General features: G+C 68.7%; 14 protein-coding genes. 8 read left to right on the top strand and 6 right to left on the bottom strand.

What is annotated here, in order from left to right; translation table 11 throughout:
• Nucleotides 1–118 precede the first annotated feature (118 nt).
• Nucleotides 119–625, top strand: a complete 507-nt coding sequence (locus ACOCMH_RS10210; RefSeq protein WP_427306863.1) for a hypothetical protein — start codon at nucleotides 119–121, stop codon at nucleotides 623–625.
• Between the two features lie 9 nt (nucleotides 626–634).
• On the opposite strand, the gene ACOCMH_RS10205 is transcribed toward ACOCMH_RS10210, so the two are convergent.
• Entirely contained in the window at nucleotides 635–1,234 is a 600-nt protein-coding gene (locus ACOCMH_RS10205) for a TetR/AcrR family transcriptional regulator (RefSeq protein ID WP_427306862.1), read from the bottom strand.
• Between the two features lie 117 nt (nucleotides 1,235–1,351).
• Nucleotides 1,352–2,254, bottom strand: coding sequence for a patatin-like phospholipase family protein (locus ACOCMH_RS10200; RefSeq protein ID WP_427306861.1), 903 nt, complete (start codon nucleotides 2,252–2,254; stop codon nucleotides 1,352–1,354).
• Nucleotides 2,255–2,522: 268 nt separating this feature from the next.
• Here ACOCMH_RS10200 and ACOCMH_RS10195 point away from each other — a divergent pair, with 268 nt between their 5' ends.
• Genes ACOCMH_RS10195 through ACOCMH_RS10180 form a run of 4 tightly spaced genes read left to right on the top strand, consistent with a single transcriptional unit; the run spans nucleotide 2,523 to nucleotide 7,255 of the window.
• The gene (locus ACOCMH_RS10195; RefSeq protein WP_427306860.1) at nucleotides 2,523–4,505 is read left to right on the top strand and encodes an arylsulfatase; all 1,983 of its coding nucleotides are present in this window, start codon (nucleotides 2,523–2,525) and stop codon (nucleotides 4,503–4,505) included.
• Nucleotides 4,506–4,516: 11 nt separating this feature from the next.
• The gene (locus ACOCMH_RS10190; protein WP_427306859.1) at nucleotides 4,517–5,557 is read left to right on the top strand and encodes a formylglycine-generating enzyme family protein; all 1,041 of its coding nucleotides are present in this window, start codon (nucleotides 4,517–4,519) and stop codon (nucleotides 5,555–5,557) included.
• Nucleotides 5,550–6,335 carry a MetQ/NlpA family lipoprotein gene (locus ACOCMH_RS10185; RefSeq protein WP_427306858.1) on the top strand — a complete coding sequence of 262 codons (786 nt, stop codon included), beginning with the start codon at nucleotides 5,550–5,552 and terminating at the stop codon, nucleotides 6,333–6,335. Before ACOCMH_RS10190 ends, ACOCMH_RS10185 begins: the two co-directional genes overlap by 8 nt.
• Complete coding sequence (locus ACOCMH_RS10180) at nucleotides 6,329–7,255, top strand: YkgJ family cysteine cluster protein (protein ID WP_427306857.1); 927 nt, start codon at nucleotides 6,329–6,331, stop codon at nucleotides 7,253–7,255. Before ACOCMH_RS10185 ends, ACOCMH_RS10180 begins: the two co-directional genes overlap by 7 nt.
• Nucleotides 7,256–7,359: 104 nt before the next feature.
• Here the strand turns inward: ACOCMH_RS10180 and ACOCMH_RS10175 are convergent, their stop codons facing one another.
• Nucleotides 7,360–8,091, bottom strand: a complete 732-nt coding sequence (locus tag ACOCMH_RS10175; protein ID WP_427308425.1) for a YceH family protein — start codon at nucleotides 8,089–8,091, stop codon at nucleotides 7,360–7,362.
• A gap of 210 nt (nucleotides 8,092–8,301) precedes the next feature.
• Between ACOCMH_RS10175 and ACOCMH_RS10170 the strand changes: the two genes are divergently transcribed.
• On the top strand, nucleotides 8,302–10,038 hold the full coding sequence (locus ACOCMH_RS10170; protein WP_427306856.1) for an FAD-dependent oxidoreductase: 1,737 nt from the start codon (nucleotides 8,302–8,304) through the stop codon (nucleotides 10,036–10,038).
• On the opposite strand, the gene ada is transcribed toward ACOCMH_RS10170, so the two are convergent.
• Complete coding sequence (ada, locus tag ACOCMH_RS10165) at nucleotides 10,035–11,132, bottom strand: bifunctional DNA-binding transcriptional regulator/O6-methylguanine-DNA methyltransferase Ada (RefSeq protein WP_427306855.1); 1,098 nt, start codon at nucleotides 11,130–11,132, stop codon at nucleotides 10,035–10,037. The genes ACOCMH_RS10170 and ada overlap by 4 nt on opposite strands.
• Before the next feature lie 8 nt (nucleotides 11,133–11,140).
• Nucleotides 11,141–11,854 carry a 2OG-Fe(II) oxygenase gene (locus tag ACOCMH_RS10160; RefSeq protein ID WP_427308423.1) on the bottom strand — a complete coding sequence of 238 codons (714 nt, stop codon included), beginning with the start codon at nucleotides 11,852–11,854 and terminating at the stop codon, nucleotides 11,141–11,143.
• Between the two features lie 211 nt (nucleotides 11,855–12,065).
• Here ACOCMH_RS10160 and ACOCMH_RS10155 point away from each other — a divergent pair, with 211 nt between their 5' ends.
• The gene (locus ACOCMH_RS10155; RefSeq protein WP_427306854.1) at nucleotides 12,066–12,545 is read left to right on the top strand and encodes a DUF1348 family protein; all 480 of its coding nucleotides are present in this window, start codon (nucleotides 12,066–12,068) and stop codon (nucleotides 12,543–12,545) included.
• Nucleotides 12,546–12,671: 126 nt separating this feature from the next.
• Here the strand turns inward: ACOCMH_RS10155 and ACOCMH_RS10150 are convergent, their stop codons facing one another.
• Nucleotides 12,672–14,444, bottom strand: a complete 1,773-nt coding sequence (locus tag ACOCMH_RS10150; RefSeq protein ID WP_427306853.1) for a dipeptidase — start codon at nucleotides 14,442–14,444, stop codon at nucleotides 12,672–12,674.
• A 254-nt stretch (nucleotides 14,445–14,698) separates the two neighbouring features.
• Between ACOCMH_RS10150 and ACOCMH_RS10145 the strand changes: the two genes are divergently transcribed.
• On the top strand, nucleotides 14,699–15,430 hold the full coding sequence (locus ACOCMH_RS10145) for a glutathione peroxidase (protein WP_427306852.1): 732 nt from the start codon (nucleotides 14,699–14,701) through the stop codon (nucleotides 15,428–15,430).
• Nucleotides 15,431–15,575: the final 145 nt, after the last annotated feature.

Here is a 15,575-nt window from a genome sequence, read left to right as displayed (position 1 = left end):
ATTATATTTGTCGAGAATAAATCGTGCCGATTGATTTTATTCGGGACTGATTGAATGGCGCATGCGGGCGGCTGCCTGGTTTCAGCGGCAGCCGGATTTCCGGGGAAGGAGGGCGGTAATGGCCCAGGTCATGGCATCGATGCCGGAATCGGCGTTCTATTTCCACCTGGCTGCGGTAGCCCTGCTGCTGCTGGGGCTGGCCGCGTTCCGCGCGGTGGCCTATGTCATGGCGTCGCCGCACGGGCGCAGGGCGCGTGCGCGGCAGATGATGCTGGTCAGCACCGGGCGGGTGCTGGCGGTGGGCGGTATCTGGACCGCGATCGTCTACGGGCACGGCGCCAGCGAGCGGGCCGGCGCGCACAATTGCCGCCGGCTGCCCGCGGTGGACGCCGCGGCCCGTTATGCCGCCGAATACTGCTACCTGGGCGGCGAGCGCATCTTGCTGCGGATCTACGGCGTGGAACGCAACCAGGTGCTGGCCCATCGCACCTTCACCAGTGCCGGGCCGGTGCGGCTCACCTGGGACGGGCAGGCCGTGGTGTTCGACCCGGCTGCGCCGGGCCGCAAGGGGCGCCTGGCGTTGCCGCCTGCCCTGCATGACCGGCTGCTGGCGCGCCTGCCTTGAGCGCGTGGGCTAGCGCGGCTGGGCCTGCATGCGGGCCAGCACTGCGTCCAGGCCGTCGGGCCGCGGCAGTTGCGCAATCAGCCAGCGCACGGCCTCGGACAGCTGCTGCGCGTCGTAGTCCGGCGCGAAGCTGTGCAAGGTGGCGCCATGCAGGAAGCAACGCAGCGCCAGCCATTCCGGCTGGGGTGGCGCGTCCGGCGGCTGCCCGAACAGCCCCTGTGGCACCGCCGCCAGCGGCCCATGCACGGCGCGGGCGAGGCGAATGTCGCCGCGCGTTGCCATCCACACCTCCAGGATCGCAAGCGAGGCATGCCGCTGCGGCCGGTTGGCCAGCACATGCAGCATCAGGTGCAGGCGCAGTGACGGGCTCAGCGGCCCGAGCGCGGCCAGGCGGGCCGCTTCGCGCTCCAGCAGGGAGTGCAGCATCGCCGGCAGCAGGTCGTAGCGCCCTTCCGGAAAGTGGTGGCGCAGCGAGCCGCGGCTGGTGCCCGCAAGCTCGCACACGCGCGCTTCGGAAAAGGCTGCGTAGCCTTGCTCGATGAGCAGGGTCGCGGCGGCGTCGATCAGGGACTGGCGAGTACTGGCGCTGCGTTCGGCTTGGCTGGGCATGGGCCGGATTGTAGCAATGGCGCGGGGGCGGGCTCGCCGTCCCGGGGGACGGCGGCGCCTCGATCCGGGCCAACGGCTGTGTCCCTGCGGTGGACTGGCGGCCGTGATCCAGCCGCGTCAGTGGGGCGCTGCCGCCGGCATGTCGGTACTGCAGCTCGGCGCCGTTTCGTCGTGCGAATGCGGGGTGAGGGCACTGGGTATGCGCGGGCTATCCAGGCCCTTGCCGCGCAGCCACTCAGCCGTGGTGGCGGCGGCGCGGTCCATCAGCTCGCCGCAGCGGGAGTAGTCGTAGGGGGAGATATCGAGCGGGCATAGCGGCGGCACCACGCTGATCTGAGCCTGGTTGGCGAAGTGCTGCAGGTCATGCACCAACTGGCGCGCCACCAGTAGCGAAAGCGCGTTGAAGGCGTGCTCCAGCGCGCCGCGCGGTGGGCGGCGCTCGGCGCAGGTAAAGCCCGCCGGCAGTACGATCACGCGCGTGGCGCCCAGGCCGACCGCGGTGGACACCGGCGTGTTGTTGGCCACGCCGCCGTCGATCAGGGTGCGGCCCGCCACCTGCACCGGCGGGAACACGCCGGGGATGGCGGCGCTGGCCAGCACCGCCTCGACGATGCTGCCGCTGGACAACACCACCTCGTCGCCGCTCTGCATGTCGGTGGCCACCACGTGCAGCGGCAGTTCCGCCGCCTCCAGGTGGCGCGGCCCGAAATGGCGCGCCAGCAGGGTGCGCAATCCGGTAGCTTCCACCAGGTGGCCGCGGCTGCCGCCGAACATGTTCCAGACGCTGCGCCAGCCCCACGGCATGATGTCCGTGCGCCGGATGCCGCGCCACAGCGCGTCAAGGCGCTGCGCGCCGGCCACGCCCGGATTGCAGGCAAAGTAGGCGCCGTTGATGGCGCCGGCCGAGGCGCCGATCACGATATCGGGCATCACGCCCCACGCCGCCAGCTCGCGCAGCATGCCGACCTGGATTGCGCCCAGGCTGCCGCCGCCGGCAAATACGAAGGCTGTCTTGTCCATGGCTGCGCTGGTCTCCCTTTTCTGTCCGTTGTCCTGAGCAAAGCATAGGCGGCATGCGGGCCGCCGGGCAGGGCCGGAGGGCGCCGACGCCCGGCGTGCGGGTGTGCATCCTGGTTATCACGCTGGCGTGATAGATCCCGCCGGCCCTTGCCAGCCCTGTCCTGGTTGTCCCGCGCAAAAGCATATGCGAAACCATTCGTTCTGTGACCCGTGTCGCATTCTTAGCATGGCTTCTTCCCGAGCCATCCTACTGAAGCGAGACAGGCGTATGACAACAACCAGAGCAGCGTCCCTTCGAATCTCCCGCCGCGCCCCAAGGCGCCGCCTGCTGGCCGCCGTGTGCCTGGGCGTGCTGACGCTGGCCACTGGCTGCGGCAGCGATGACAACCCGCCGGCGGCCGACGCCGGCACGCCGTCCACCACCGAGCCGCGGGCGGCACGGCGCCCCAATATCCTGTTCATCATGGCTGACGACCTCGGCTACTCGGACCTGGGCGCTTTCGGCAGCGAGATCCGCACGCCCAACCTGGACCAGCTGGTGCGCGATGGCCGGCTGCTGGCCAACCACCACACCGCGTCGGTGTGCGCGGTCACGCGTTCGATGATCATCTCGGGCACCGACCACCACCTGGTCGGCCAGGGCACCATGGCCAATACCGACGCCAACTACATCGACGAGAACGGCAAGCCCGTTCCCGGCTACGAGGGCTACCTGAACGACCGCGCGCTGTCGATCGCGCAGCTGCTCCGGGACGGCGGGTACCATACCTACATGGCCGGCAAGTGGCACCTGGGCAGCGGCCTGCCCAATGCCACGAACCAGGGCACGGCAGTCGGCACCACGGCACCGGGCCAGACCCCGGTGTCGTGGGGCTTCGAGAAGAGCTATGCGCTGCTGGGCGGCGGCGGCGATCATTTCGGCCGCAATGGTTCGACCGCCTATGTGGAAGACGACCACTACGTCACGCCCAACACCACCAATTTTTATTCGACCGACTTCTATACCAGCACGATCCTGCGCTACATCGATTCCCGCACCGGCAAGAATGCCGACGGCAAGCCGTTCTTCGCCTACCTGACCTACCAGGCCCCGCATTCGCCGCTGCAGGCGCCGGCCGCCTACCTCGACCGCTACAAGGGCGTGTACGACGCTGGCTACGAGCCCATCCGCGCCGCGCGGCTGGCGCGCCAGAAGGCGCTGGGCCTGATCCCGGCTGACTTCACGCCCAACCCTGGCCGCGACGAGACCCTGGCAGTCACGCCGGCCACGCCCAACTGGGGCACGGCGCAGGCCAGCTATGTGTCGGCCACGCGCAGCGTGGCGCAGGGCGGCGTGGATACGCGCGTGATGAACGCCAACAAGAAGTGGGACAGCCTGAGCGCGGACGAGAAGAAGGCGCAGGCGCGCTACATGGAAATCTATGCGGCCATGGTCGAGAACCTGGACGACAACGTCGGCCGGGTGCTGCAGCACCTCAAGGACATCGGCGAATACGACAACACGCTGATCGTGTTCCAGTCCGACAATGGCGCCGAGGCCAGCTACTACGAGTTCGGCGGCAACTACGACCAGTCGTACAACCTGCGCAATGCCGATCCCGCGGTGTTCCCGACCCTGGGCACGCCCGCCTACAAGGGCCGCGCCAACCTGGACTACGGCCAGCGCTGGGCTGAAGTCAGCAGCACGCCGTTCAAGCTGTGGAAGTCGTTCCCGTCGGAGGGCGGCCATTCGGTGCCGACCATCGTCAAGCTGCCGGGCGCGGCACCGGCTACGGCACAGCCCAAGGTGGCGGCCTTCACCCACGTGGTTGACCTGGCGCCGACCTTCCTGGACCTGGCGGGCATCAGCGCGCCGTCGACGCCTGCAGCGCCGCTGTATGACAGCAAGGGCGTGGACCGCAATGCTGGCAAGGTCGTGTATGACGGCCGCAATGTCTACCCGATCACCGGCGTGTCGCTATTGCCGACGCTGCAGGGCAAGAGCGAGACCACTGGCCGTACCACCTTTGCCGATGAGCTGTACGGCCGCCCCCATGTCTACAGCGACAACTGGAAGGCGGTGTGGATCGAGCCGCCGTTCGGGCCGGCGCATGGCGAATGGACGTTGTACGACATTCGCGGGGACCGCGGCGAGACCAACGACCTGGCGGCACAGCGGCCTGACGTGCTGGCGGACCTGAAGGCCAAGTGGAACGACTACGCGACCAGGGTCGGCGCGGTGCTGCCCAAGGTCCCGGGCATGATCTACTGACCGGGGCAGGCATGACGCACAAGGCAAAACCCTGTCGCGTGCCGGCGCTGGCGGCGGTCGCGGCGCTGGCCTTCGCCGGCGGGCTGGCGGCGACCCTGGCCGTGCCTGCCGTCGGCACGGTGCCTGGCGCGCAACTAGGCACGCCGCAGCAGTGCAAGGCGTATGCCGGGCTACCGCAAGGCTGGGGCAGGTCGCGCACTGCCGGCATGGTGCGCGTCGCCGGTGGCGAGTTCGTGCCGGGCACGACGCTGGGCTACCCGGACGAGCGCCCGGCGGGCAAGGTCCGCGTGCGCCCGTTCTGGATCGACCAGACCGAGGTCACGGTGGCGCAGTTCGCCGCCTTCGTCCAGGCCACCGGCTATGTCACCGATGCCGAGCGCCAGGGCGCAGCCGTGGTGTTCCACCCGCCCACCGATGCCGAGCTGCGCGCGCGCCCGTATGCGTGGTGGTCGATGGTGCGTGGCGCCGACTGGCGTCATCCGCTAGGCCGCGCGGCCGGGCAGGAAGCGGGCAGCGACGGCTGGCAAGCACGCGCCGGCGAGCCAGTCACGCTGGTGACCCAGGCCGATGCGCTGGCCTACGCGCGCTGGCTGGGGCGCGAGCTGCCAACCGAGGACGAATGGGAGTTCGCGGCCAAGGCCGGCCGCAGCGATGCCGCGCTGGAAACCGCGCCGCAAACGGCCGCAGGCACGCCCACGGCAAACTACTGGCAAGGGGTGTTCCCGGTGCTCAACAGCTCGCGCGACGGCTTTGCCGGGCTGGCGCCGGTGGGATGCTATGCGCCGAATGGCCTGGCGTTGTACGACATGATCGCCAATGCCTGGGAATGGACCGCCGACCCCTACACCGGGCCGCGGCAGTCGCATGCCAATGGCGATACCGCGGCGGTTGCCGGCCGGCACCGGGCGGCACGCAGTGCGGTCATCAAGGGAGGCTCGTTCCTGTGCGCGCCGGACTTTTGCGTGCGCTACCGCGCGTCGGCGCGCGAGCCGGCCGAAAGCGACCTGCCCACATCGCATATCGGCTTCAGGACGGTGCTGCGCGATGGTTGAACGACGACAGGTATTGCTGGCCGGCCTGGCGCTGATGGCGCTGGCAAAAGCCGCCGATGCGCGAGCAGAGCGCCGCGTGCGGATCGGCGTGGCGCGCGATGCCGATGCCGAACTGCTGGCCGCGGCACAGGCCACCGCACTGCAGGACGGCGTGCGTATCGAGCCGGTGCGCTTCGCCAATGGCACGCAGGCCGGGGCCGCGCTGGCCGCCGGGCGCGTCGACGCCAGCATCGCGCAGCACGCACCGGCGCTGGCGCGCACGCAAGGCAGCGCACTGATTGCGGTGGTCCATACCGTGACCTACCCAACGGGTCTCTATTCGCGCACCGCGGCGCGGCTGGCGGAGTTGCCCGCAGGATCGACCGTGGCATTGCCTGCGGAGGCTGAAGGGCAGGGCCGCGCCTTGCTGCTGATGCATCACTACGGGCTGATCCGGCTGGATACTGCGGCAGGACTGCAGCCGCGCCTGGCCGACATCCGGGCCAACCCGCGCCACCTGAAGTTCCAGCGCCTGGTGCAGGCGCGGCTGGCCGGGGCGCTTGCCGGCACCACGCTGGTGGCGCTGCCGTTCGATGCTGCCGCGGCAGCAGGGCTGTCGCCCGCGCGCGACGCCATCGGCATGGAGGACGCGCGCGTGCCGTTCGCCAATGTGCTGGCGGTGCGCGCGCAGGACCGCCAGGCACCTTGGGTGGCCGCCACCGTACGCAGCCTGCACTCCGATCCGGTAAAGCGGGTCATCCTGACCCGCTTCAACGATTCGGTGCGACGGCCATGGTGACACAGCAAGACATCCGTGCCGTGGCGTCATCAGTGGTGTCGTTTCACTGCAGCGCCTGCGGCAAGTGCTGCAATTCGCCGCCGCAGCTGACCCTGGCCGAACTGTTCCGGCACCAGGACCGCTTTGTCGGCGCGCTCGGCATGCGCCGCATGCAGCCCGCCGGCAATGCCCACGCAGCCGACGCCGCTGCGCTTGCCAGCAGGCTGGGCCATGCGCTGCCCGGCGGCGATTACCTGATGCTGGCGGTGCAGGGGCTGGACTATCCGTCGCTGAACCGCTGCCCCGCTTTGGGCGATGACAATGGATGCACCATTCATACCAGCCGGCCGTCGACCTGCGCCCTGGTGCCGCTCGATGCATGGACTCCCGATGCGCTGCAATCGGTGCTGCTGGAGAAGCGGCGGGCCGGTCATGGCTATATCGGCGCCGACTGCATCGCAGCCGGTCCGCGCGAGGGCTATCGCGAACTGGTGCGCGGCGGCCGCGTGACCGATCCGGCCTATGCCGACGCCCTGAACCGCCGCCGTGGCAACGAAGCGCAAGAAAAGGCGGTGTGGGGCACGCAGTTGTTCCGCTGGCTGCTGCCTGAGTTGCTGGCGGCGCCGGGCGGCATCGCGGCCGTGCCCACGGCGGATACCCGCACGCTGTCGCTGGTTCCGGCGCTGGCCTTGCTGGCGGGAGCCTCGCCGCGCAGCCGGGAGCGCTGCCTGGATTTTGCGGAAGCCCAACTGACGTTGATTCGCCACAACCTGGCCGGCGCACTGGCGCGCCGGCAGGCCGCGGATCGTCCGGTCACCGCGGAGTTGCGCGCGATGGAAGCGGCATTGCAGCGATTTGCCGGACATTTGCGCTCGGCGGCGGCGGGCGCGTCGTCTGACCCCCAGCGCGCGGCCCAGGTCGAGGCATACCTGGCGAGCTAGCGGCAGGATGTTTTTCGTTGCCAATAGCGCAATTAACCGCCATGAGTTTGCCCCAACCACCAATCATGGCCAGCAACGGCGTGGTTGGGCTGGGGCGTTGCGGTTTAGTCGAGAAATTCGTCCGCAGGGATGCCGAGTTGCGCGGCCATGTGTTCGACCAGGCCTTGCAGCTTTGCCACCTTTTCGGTCAGGGCCTGCTGTTCGGCGCGCAGCTGTTCCAGCTCTCCCAGCGCTGCGGTGGCGCCGTCGGTGGCACGCACCGTGGCTTCGGCGGCCGCCGCGGCGCTGACTTCGCCGCTGAGCAGGTGCATCCAGCGATTTTCGCGAGCGCCGGGGGCGCGCGGCAAGCGGACGACGAAGGGCGGCGCACGGTCGGCCAGTTCGTCCAGAAAGCCCTCGACCGAGGAGATATCGGCAAAGCCGTGCAGGCGCGCGGTGTTCAGGCGCAACTCCGCCGCGGTCTGCGGGCCACGCAGCAGCAGCATCGCCAGCAGCGCAACCGACTGGCTGGGCACCGCCAACACGCGCTGCATATTGTGCTCGAAGCGCGGCACGCGGCTGCTGCTGCCTTCAAAGACCAGGCTCAGGCCCTTGAGGCCGTCGATGGCCTCCAGGATCTCGGCCTCGCTGACGTTCATCACCGGCGCGCGGGCGGTTTTCTGGTTGCAGCCCGAGGCCAGCGCGTTCAGCGACAGGGGATAGGTATCGGGTACGGTGTGCTGCTTTTCGACCAGCACGCCGAGCACACGGCCTTCTACTGGCGTGAGTGGGCGCAATGGCGGGCGGGCGGGACGTTCGGCGGGCGCGGGCGAATCGGACTCAGGGGTGGATTGCATCAAGGCTTGTATATTCTGACGGGTGGCGGCGGTGACCGAGCGCTTTGCCGTACCGCCGAGGCGATCATTCAATCCCATGCCGGCGCAATACGCAACTGTTGGCGTCGGCGGCCTCGCATTCCGCGTCGCGCCGTCTACTATCGATAGGCCGCGCCGCGGCAGCCGGGATCCAGGCAATCCGGCGGTGACTGATGCAATCGGGGAGGCAGCATGGCGAACTTGCAGGCGGATGCAGCGGCCGCCGAAGCGGAGCCGGGTCCGGACGCCGGCGGCGGGCTGGAGGCACCATACTCCACGCTGGAATCACGCTGGCACCAGATGTTTCCGCAACTGAACGCCGACGACATGGCGCGCGTGCGGCGCTTCGGCACGCCGCAGAGCTGGCGCGCGGGCGAGAAGCTGTTTTCCATCGGCCAGGCCGGGCGCGGCATGTACCTGATCACCAGCGGCCGCGTGCGACTGATGCGGCGCGACGGGCTCGGGCGCGAACACCAGATCACCGAGCAAGGGGCCGGGCACTTCCTGGCCGAAGTCGGCACCCTGTCCGGCCGGCCCGCGCTGGTCGACGGCATCGCCGTCACCGAGACCCACGGCTACGTGATCCTGCCGGACCGGCTGCGCGCGCTGCTGGTGGCCGAAGCCGAACTGGGCGAGCGCATCATGCGCGCGCTGATCCTGCGCCGCGTGGGGCTGATCGAGTTCGGCAGCGGCCCGGTGCTGGTTGGCCACGGCACCGAGCCGCAGCTGGTGGCCCTGCAGGCGTTCCTGCGGCGCAACGGCTACCCCCATACGGTCATCGACATCGACGCGGAACGTGACTGCTCATTGCTGCTCGACTACGCCAGCGCGCCCGCCAGCGATTTCCCGCTGGTGATCTGCGCCGACGGCCGCGTGCTGCGCGCGCCGGACGAAGGGCAGCTGGCTTCGTGCCTGGGGCTGTTGCCTGAGTTCGATCCGCACCACGTCTATGACGTGGTGGTGGTGGGTGCCGGGCCGGCAGGGCTGGCCACGGCAGTGTATGCCGCGTCCGAAGGCTTGTCGGTGGCGGTGATCGATTGCCGCTCGCCCGGCGGGCAGGCGGGCGCGAGTGCCCGGATCGAGAACTATCTCGGCTTTCCCACCGGCATCTCCGGGCAGGCGCTCGCCGGGCGCGCGTTCGTGCAGGCGCTGAAGTTCGGCGCGCATATCGCGATCCCGCTGGAGGTCAAGGCGCTGCATTGCGGCGCCGACCCGATCCGGCTGGAGCTGACCGATGGCCGCATGATCCCCGCCCACACCGTGGTGATCGCCACCGGCGCGCAGTACCGCCGCCCCGGCATTGCCGCGCTCGAGCATTTTGAAGGCCGCGGGGTCTACTACTGGGCCTCGCCGGTGGAAGCCAAGCTGTGCAAGAACGAGCCGGCGATGCTGGTGGGCGGCGGCAATTCGGCCGGGCAGGCGGCAGTCTTCCTCGCTTCGCATGCGGCGCACGTGCATATGCTGGTGCGCGGCCCGGGCCTGGCCGCCACCATGTCGCGCTACCTGATCGACCGCATCGCCGCGCTGCCCAATATCACGCTGCATACCCATGCACAGATCAGCGCACTGGAGGGGGACGGATGGCTCAGCGCGGTCCACTACGATTGCCGCGCCGAACGGCCGGTGCCGGTCACCATGGCCGTGCGGCACCTGTTCCTGTTCATCGGCGCCGATCCCAATGCGGCGTGGCTGCGCACCTGCCAGGTCGAGGTCGATGACAAGGGCTTCGTGCGCACCGGTGGCGGCGCGCTGGGCTGCGCGTCGGCGGTGCCGTATCCGCTGCAGACCAGCGTGCCGGGCGTGTTTGCCATCGGCGACGTGCGGGCGGGATCGACCAAGCGCGTTGCCGCCGCGGTCGGCGAAGGCGCGGCGGTGGTCGCGCAGATCCACGATTACCTGGTGCGCATCCCGGCGGCTGCTTCCCGCTAAGCAGCGGCGGGCGAGCCCTGCGCCTCGCGCGCCAGCAGCTCGCGCTTGCGCGCCACGCCCCAGCGATAGCCCGACAGGTCGCCGTCGCTGCGCACCACGCGGTGGCAGGGAATCGCCACGGCCAGGTGGTTGGCCGCGCACGCCTGCGCCACCGCGCGCACCGCGCGCGGCGCGCCGATGCGGGCCGCGATCTCGGCGTAGCTGGCGGTGCTGCCGGCGGGAATCTGCTGCAGCGCTTGCCATACGCGCTGCTGGAACGCGGTGCCGCGCACGTCCAGCGGCAGCGCCAGGCCGATCGAGGGCGCTTCGATAAAGCCCACCACCTGCGCCACCAACTGCTCGAACTGTGCATCGGCGCCGATCAGGTTGGCGCGCGGGAACTGGTCCTGCAACGCCTGCAGCAGCGCTTGCGGGTCGTCGCCCAGCAGGATCGCGCAGACGCCGCGCTCGCTTTGCGCCACCAGGATCGCGCCCAGCGAGCACTGGCCGAGAGCAAAGCGGATATCGGTGTCGACGCCCCCCGCGCGGTAGCGCGACGGGGTCATGCCCAGCACGGCGTCCGCGGTCTCATAGAAGCGGCTGTTGGAGCCGAAGCCGGCATCGTAGATCGCCTCGGTCACCGAGTCGCTGGTGCCGAGTTGCTCGCGCAGCTTCCTGGCGCGATGCGCGGCGGCGTAGGCGCGCGGCGTCAGTCCGGTGGCCGCCTTGAAGAGGCGGTGGAAGTGATACGGGCTGACGCCCGCCGCGCTGGCCAGTTCGGGGAGCGTGGGCACGGCGTCGGCGGCCTCGATGCGGCGGCAGGCCTCGGCGACGATGGCCGCGTGTCGTGCCACCAGCGCAGGCGCGGCCGCGCGGCGGCTGGGCCGGTAGCCGGCGGCTTCGGCCGCGGCGGCGTTGTCGAAGAACTCGACATTGGCCGGATGCGGCAGCCGCGACGGGCTGCTCGGCAGGCAATACACGCCGGTGGTCCTGACCGCATAGACGAAGTCGCGGTCGGCACCCGGGTCGCGCGCCAGGACGCGTGCCCAGCGCGGGTCCTGTTCGACGGGGCTGGCTGCGGCAAGTTGCGCGGGACGGCGGATGGATCGGGTCATGGCAGGCCTCACGTAGCGTCGTGGAAGATGATGCCGAGCGTGTAGCGCTGTCCGGCATGCAGCCGGCTGACGCCATGCCGCAGGTTGACGCGATAGCTGCCGCGGCTGCCCGGCACCGGCCGCTGGCTGACCGCAAACACCACGGCGTCGCCCTGGCGCAGCGTCACCACCTCGGCCCGCGACTGCATGCGCGGGCGCTGCTCGGTCAGCACGAACTCGCCGCCGGTGAAGTCGCGGCCGGGCTCCGAGAGCAGGATCGCGACCTGCAGCGGGAACACATGCTCGCCGTACAGGTCCTGGTGCAGGCAGTTGTAATCGCCCGGGCCGTAGCGCAGCAGCAAGGGCGTCGGCCGCGACTGGCCGGCGTCGTGGCAGCGCGCAATGAAGTCCCCGTGCGCGGCAGGGTAACGGACGTCGAGGCCCATGGCGGCATTCCAGCGGTTGGCTACCGGCACCAGGTGCGGGTAGAGCGCCGTGCGCAGCTCGGCGACCAGGCCGGGCAGGGGATAGCGGAAATACTTGTATTCGCCCTGGCCGAAGCCGTGCCGGCGCATCTCGATGCGCGCGCGGTACAGCGCGTCGTTGTCATAGCCCGCCGCCAGCGCATCGCATTCGCCGGCTGACAGCACGCCAGGGATGGCGGCGCAGCCGTAGCCATCGAGAGCGCGTGCGATGGCGGACCAGTCGGTGCCGTCGACGCGGGTGGCAATAGCTTGCTCGATGCTCACTGCAAATCTCCTGTTTCGCTTGCATGGTGCCAACTTTAGACGGCTGGCGTGGCTCACACACTCCGCGTCTTGCTTTTGAATTCTGGCCGCTATCGTGGCTTGACAAGACAGATCTGTCTACTAATAATGAGACAACTCTGTATCATTTGCCGCAAGCTTGTTTCTCCACCCTTCGTCGTCCAGCTTCCCCGTAAAAGGAGCACGCATGTCCGCAGCCACCGAAACCCGTCCGCCGCTGCCCCCTTTCACGCGCGACACCGCCATCGCCAAAGTCCGCGCCGCCGAGGACGGCTGGAACAGCCGCGACCCGGAGCGCGTGGCGCTGGCCTATACCGTCGACAGCGCGTGGCGCAACCGCGCGGAGTTCGTCAACGGCCGCGCCGATATCGTCGCCTTCCTGCAGCGCAAATGGCACAAGGAACTGGATTACAGGCTGATCAAGGAGCTATGGGTACACGAGGAGAACCGCATCGCCGTGCGCTTTGCCTATGAATGGCACGACGATTCCGGCCACTGGTACCGGTCGTACGGCAACGAGAACTGGGAGTTCGATGAGGCGGGACTGATGCGCAAGCGCTTTGCCTGCATCAACGACGCGCCCATCCGGCCGGCGGAGCGCAAGTTCCACTGGCCGCTGGGCCGCCGGCCGGACGGGCATCCGGGCTTGAGCGAGCTGGGGTTGTGACGCTGGGGGAGAGGGCGGGAGTATCGACGAAGCATGCGTGTCGGTCGGCCAGTGCCTACCCTCTCCCGCGGCCCCTCTCCTGCGGTCGGGAGGGGAGGGCAGACAAGCGTCGCCCGGGCGCTTCGCCTACTGCATCTTGTCGAGGTTCCCGATCCGCACCAGCATCTCGGTGAACATCTGCATATCGAGATTGAGGTCGGCCACTTCCTTGTACTCGCGCGCGTTGTGCGCGGTGTACTTCTTGCCCGGCATGGCCGGCCCGAAGTTGATGGCGTTGGGCATCAGCTTGGCGGTGGTGCTGCCGGCGGTGGAGACCGGCTTGGCTTCCAGCCCGGTGGTGTCGCCAAAGATGTTCAGCAGCGTCGACAGCCACGCGCCCTTCGGGTCGCGCGCCATCCAGTTGCCCTGGTCGTACTTGATCTCGACCGGCCCGTGGGTGGCGGCCCAGCCGAAAATGCGCTTGGTGATCTTGCCGCCCAGCTCGTCCGGCGTGCGCCCGCGCGGCATGCGCACGTTGGTGACCACGTCGACGTATTCGCCGCGCTCGCGCACCAGCGTGGGCGACATCGTCAGCGGACCCATGAACGGATCGCGGTAGGCCACGTCCATGCGATTGCCGAGGTAGTCCAGGCCGTACAGGTCGTTCAGGTAGCGGACCGCGTTCAGGTAGTGGTTTTCGGCAAAGCGCACGCCGCTGGCCTGCAGAAACAGCGCCAGCCGCGGCAGCGGGTTCACGCCTTCTTCCGGCCGCGAGCCGTGCGCCGAGGCGCCGGTGACCTTGACCTCTATATCGTTGCCGGCGCGCTTGATGTCGATCGAGAACTTGCCGCGCGGCGTGTAGCGGCGCAGGAATTCCGCGCGCGCCTGCTCCAGCGCGGCAGCCACCGCCGCGGCATCGCCGCCGGCGATGCGCGCGGTGGCGGTCTCGGGGATGGCGTTGGCCGAGGCCGCGCCGCGCATCCCGACAATGGCCGGGCCCTTGCTGTCGGCCTGGGCGGGTGCGCGCTTGTCGTCGGCGGCCTTGATGCCGAACGAGACGGTCAGCGTGCCCGCGCCTTTCTCTGCCACCACCGCCGGATACTTGCTGTCGAGCACCACGTTGTACTCGGGCAGCGTGGTGTGCTGGCGGTAGTACTTCATGCCGTCGCCGCCGGTTTCCTCGGTGGTCTCGATCATCAGCCGGATGCTGCGCTCGAGCGGCACGCCGCTTTCCTTGACGGTCTTCATGGCGTACATGACGGCGGCGATGGAACCCTTGTCGTCGATGGTGCCGCGCCCGTACAGCAGGTCGCCCACGCGCGCCATGCGGAACGGGTCGAGCCGGGTGCCATCGTCCAGCACCCATTCCTCCGCCACGGCCGGCACCACGTCGGCGTGGGTCAGGATGCCGAAGGTGTCCTTGCCGCCGCCGGGCAGCGTCACTTCAAAGACCCGGTTGTCGACATTGCGATAGGCCAACCCGAACTCGCGCGCCATGCCTTCGACCATCTTGCCGAACTCGACGATGGCGGGGTTCTCGTGCTGGGGGATCTTTTCGTCGCGCACGGTGCGCAGTGCCACCATCTTGCCGAGCACATCGATGGCAGCGGCCTCGTTGCGCAGGCGGTTGTAGACCCCGAGCAGCCGGGCGATATTGACCAGGTTGTCGCCTGACAGCGGCGCCTTGGACTGCCATGCCGCTACCGCTGGCGCGACCATGGGCTCGGCCTTGGCCGCCGCCGCCATGAAGGCCGGCAGGTCGGACTGGGCCGCCTTGGCCGCGGCCGGGCTATGGCCGGCCAGGGTTTCCAGCGCCGGCTTCTTCAGCGTCTCGGCCTGCGCAGGAAGGGCCAGCGCAAGCGATAGCGCAAGCAGTGGTGCCCACCGATGGCAGTACGGCAGGCGGCGAGGTCGGGTCATTGCGGACAAAAGGGAAGTCAGGGAGATGCCGCATGATAGGGCACTAACCGGGGTTTTCCCGAAAAAATATGCTTTTCCGTCCTCGCGGAGGGGCCGCATGCGGGCCGAGGGCAGTGTCTATGCGTGGTTCATAGTTTTACCCAATCACCGCAGTTGAAACGATGAATTGTACAAATCACATCCCGGTCGACAGAATGGGGCCTTCGCTGCAACCCGCAGCCGAACCCACCCGATCCAGAACCAGGAGTGAACTGATGCTGCAATCCCGCGAAGGCCAACGCGTTCCCAATGTCGCTTTCCGTGTGCGTGAAGACAACGAGTGGAAGACCGTCACCACCGGCGAGCTGTTCGACGGCAAGACCGTGGTCGTGTTCTCGCTGCCGGGCGCGTTCACGCCGACCTGTTCCTCGACCCACCTGCCGCGCTACAACGAACTGGCGCCCGTCTTCGCCAGGCACGGCGTCGACGAGATCCTGTGCGTGTCGGTGAACGACACCTTCGTGATGAACGAATGGGCCAAGGACCAGGAAGCCGAAAACATCACCATGATCCCCGATGGCAACGGGGAATTCACCGCAGGCATGGGCATGCTGGTGGACAAGGCCGACCTGGGCTTCGGCAAGCGCAGCTGGCGCTATGCCATGCTGGTCAAGGACGGCGTGGTGCAGAAGATGTTCATCGAGCCGGAAGAGCCGGGCGACCCGTTCAAGGTGTCCGATGCCGACACCATGCTGGCCCACATCGCTCCGGACGCGCGCAAGCCTGACCAGGTGGTGGTGTTCTCCAAGGTCGGTTGCTCGTTCTGCGCCAAGGCCAAGCAGCTGCTTGACGACAACGGCTTCGACTATATCGACGTGCCGCTCGACAACAAGGTGCGCGGCAAGGTGCTGGGCGCCGTGTCAGGCGAGATGACCGCACCGCAGGTCTTTATCAACGGCAAGTTGATCGGCGGCGCCGAGGCGCTGCAGCAGTACCTGGCCAAGTAAGCCGTTTTCCGCTTTTGCCCCCAACCCCCGGGGCCGGCAGTCGCCGGACCCGATGGCGCCGCCTTGCCCGCGATGACGCGCAGGGCGGCGCCATCCAGCCCGCTGATTGACCTCAGTCCGACACTTCAGAAAACCAAGGAACCGA

This window comes from Cupriavidus sp. H39, assembly GCF_050271075.1.
Classification (GTDB): Bacteria; Pseudomonadota; Gammaproteobacteria; order Burkholderiales; family Burkholderiaceae; genus Cupriavidus; species Cupriavidus necator_B.
Note: the sequence above shows the minus strand (reverse complement) of the source record. Positions and strands in the feature narration are given on the sequence as shown.

What these genes read in the sequence shown, in the direction of transcription:
- ACOCMH_RS10155 (WP_427306854.1), top strand. Translation starts at nt 12,066, where the DNA reads ATGTCCGCAGCCACCGAAACCCGTCCGCCGCTGCCCCCTTTCACGCGC.
- ACOCMH_RS10170 (WP_427306856.1), top strand. Translation starts at nt 8,302, where the DNA reads ATGGCGAACTTGCAGGCGGATGCAGCGGCCGCCGAAGCGGAGCCGGGT.
- ada (WP_427306855.1), bottom strand. Translation starts at nt 11,132, where the DNA reads ATGACCCGATCCATCCGCCGTCCCGCGCAACTTGCCGCAGCCAGCCCC.
- ACOCMH_RS10175 (WP_427308425.1), bottom strand. Translation starts at nt 8,091, where the DNA reads ATGCAATCCACCCCTGAGTCCGATTCGCCCGCGCCCGCCGAACGTCCC.
- ACOCMH_RS10190 (WP_427306859.1), top strand. Translation starts at nt 4,517, where the DNA reads ATGACGCACAAGGCAAAACCCTGTCGCGTGCCGGCGCTGGCGGCGGTC.
- ACOCMH_RS10195 (WP_427306860.1), top strand. Translation starts at nt 2,523, where the DNA reads ATGACAACAACCAGAGCAGCGTCCCTTCGAATCTCCCGCCGCGCCCCA.
- ACOCMH_RS10180 (WP_427306857.1), top strand. Translation starts at nt 6,329, where the DNA reads ATGGTGACACAGCAAGACATCCGTGCCGTGGCGTCATCAGTGGTGTCG.
- ACOCMH_RS10185 (WP_427306858.1), top strand. Translation starts at nt 5,550, where the DNA reads ATGGTTGAACGACGACAGGTATTGCTGGCCGGCCTGGCGCTGATGGCG.
- ACOCMH_RS10200 (WP_427306861.1), bottom strand. Translation starts at nt 2,254, where the DNA reads ATGGACAAGACAGCCTTCGTATTTGCCGGCGGCGGCAGCCTGGGCGCA.
- ACOCMH_RS10210 (WP_427306863.1), top strand. Translation starts at nt 119, where the DNA reads ATGGCCCAGGTCATGGCATCGATGCCGGAATCGGCGTTCTATTTCCAC.
- ACOCMH_RS10205 (WP_427306862.1), bottom strand. Translation starts at nt 1,234, where the DNA reads ATGCCCAGCCAAGCCGAACGCAGCGCCAGTACTCGCCAGTCCCTGATC.
- ACOCMH_RS10150 (WP_427306853.1), bottom strand. Translation starts at nt 14,444, where the DNA reads ATGACCCGACCTCGCCGCCTGCCGTACTGCCATCGGTGGGCACCACTG.
- ACOCMH_RS10145 (WP_427306852.1), top strand. Translation starts at nt 14,699, where the DNA reads ATGCTGCAATCCCGCGAAGGCCAACGCGTTCCCAATGTCGCTTTCCGT.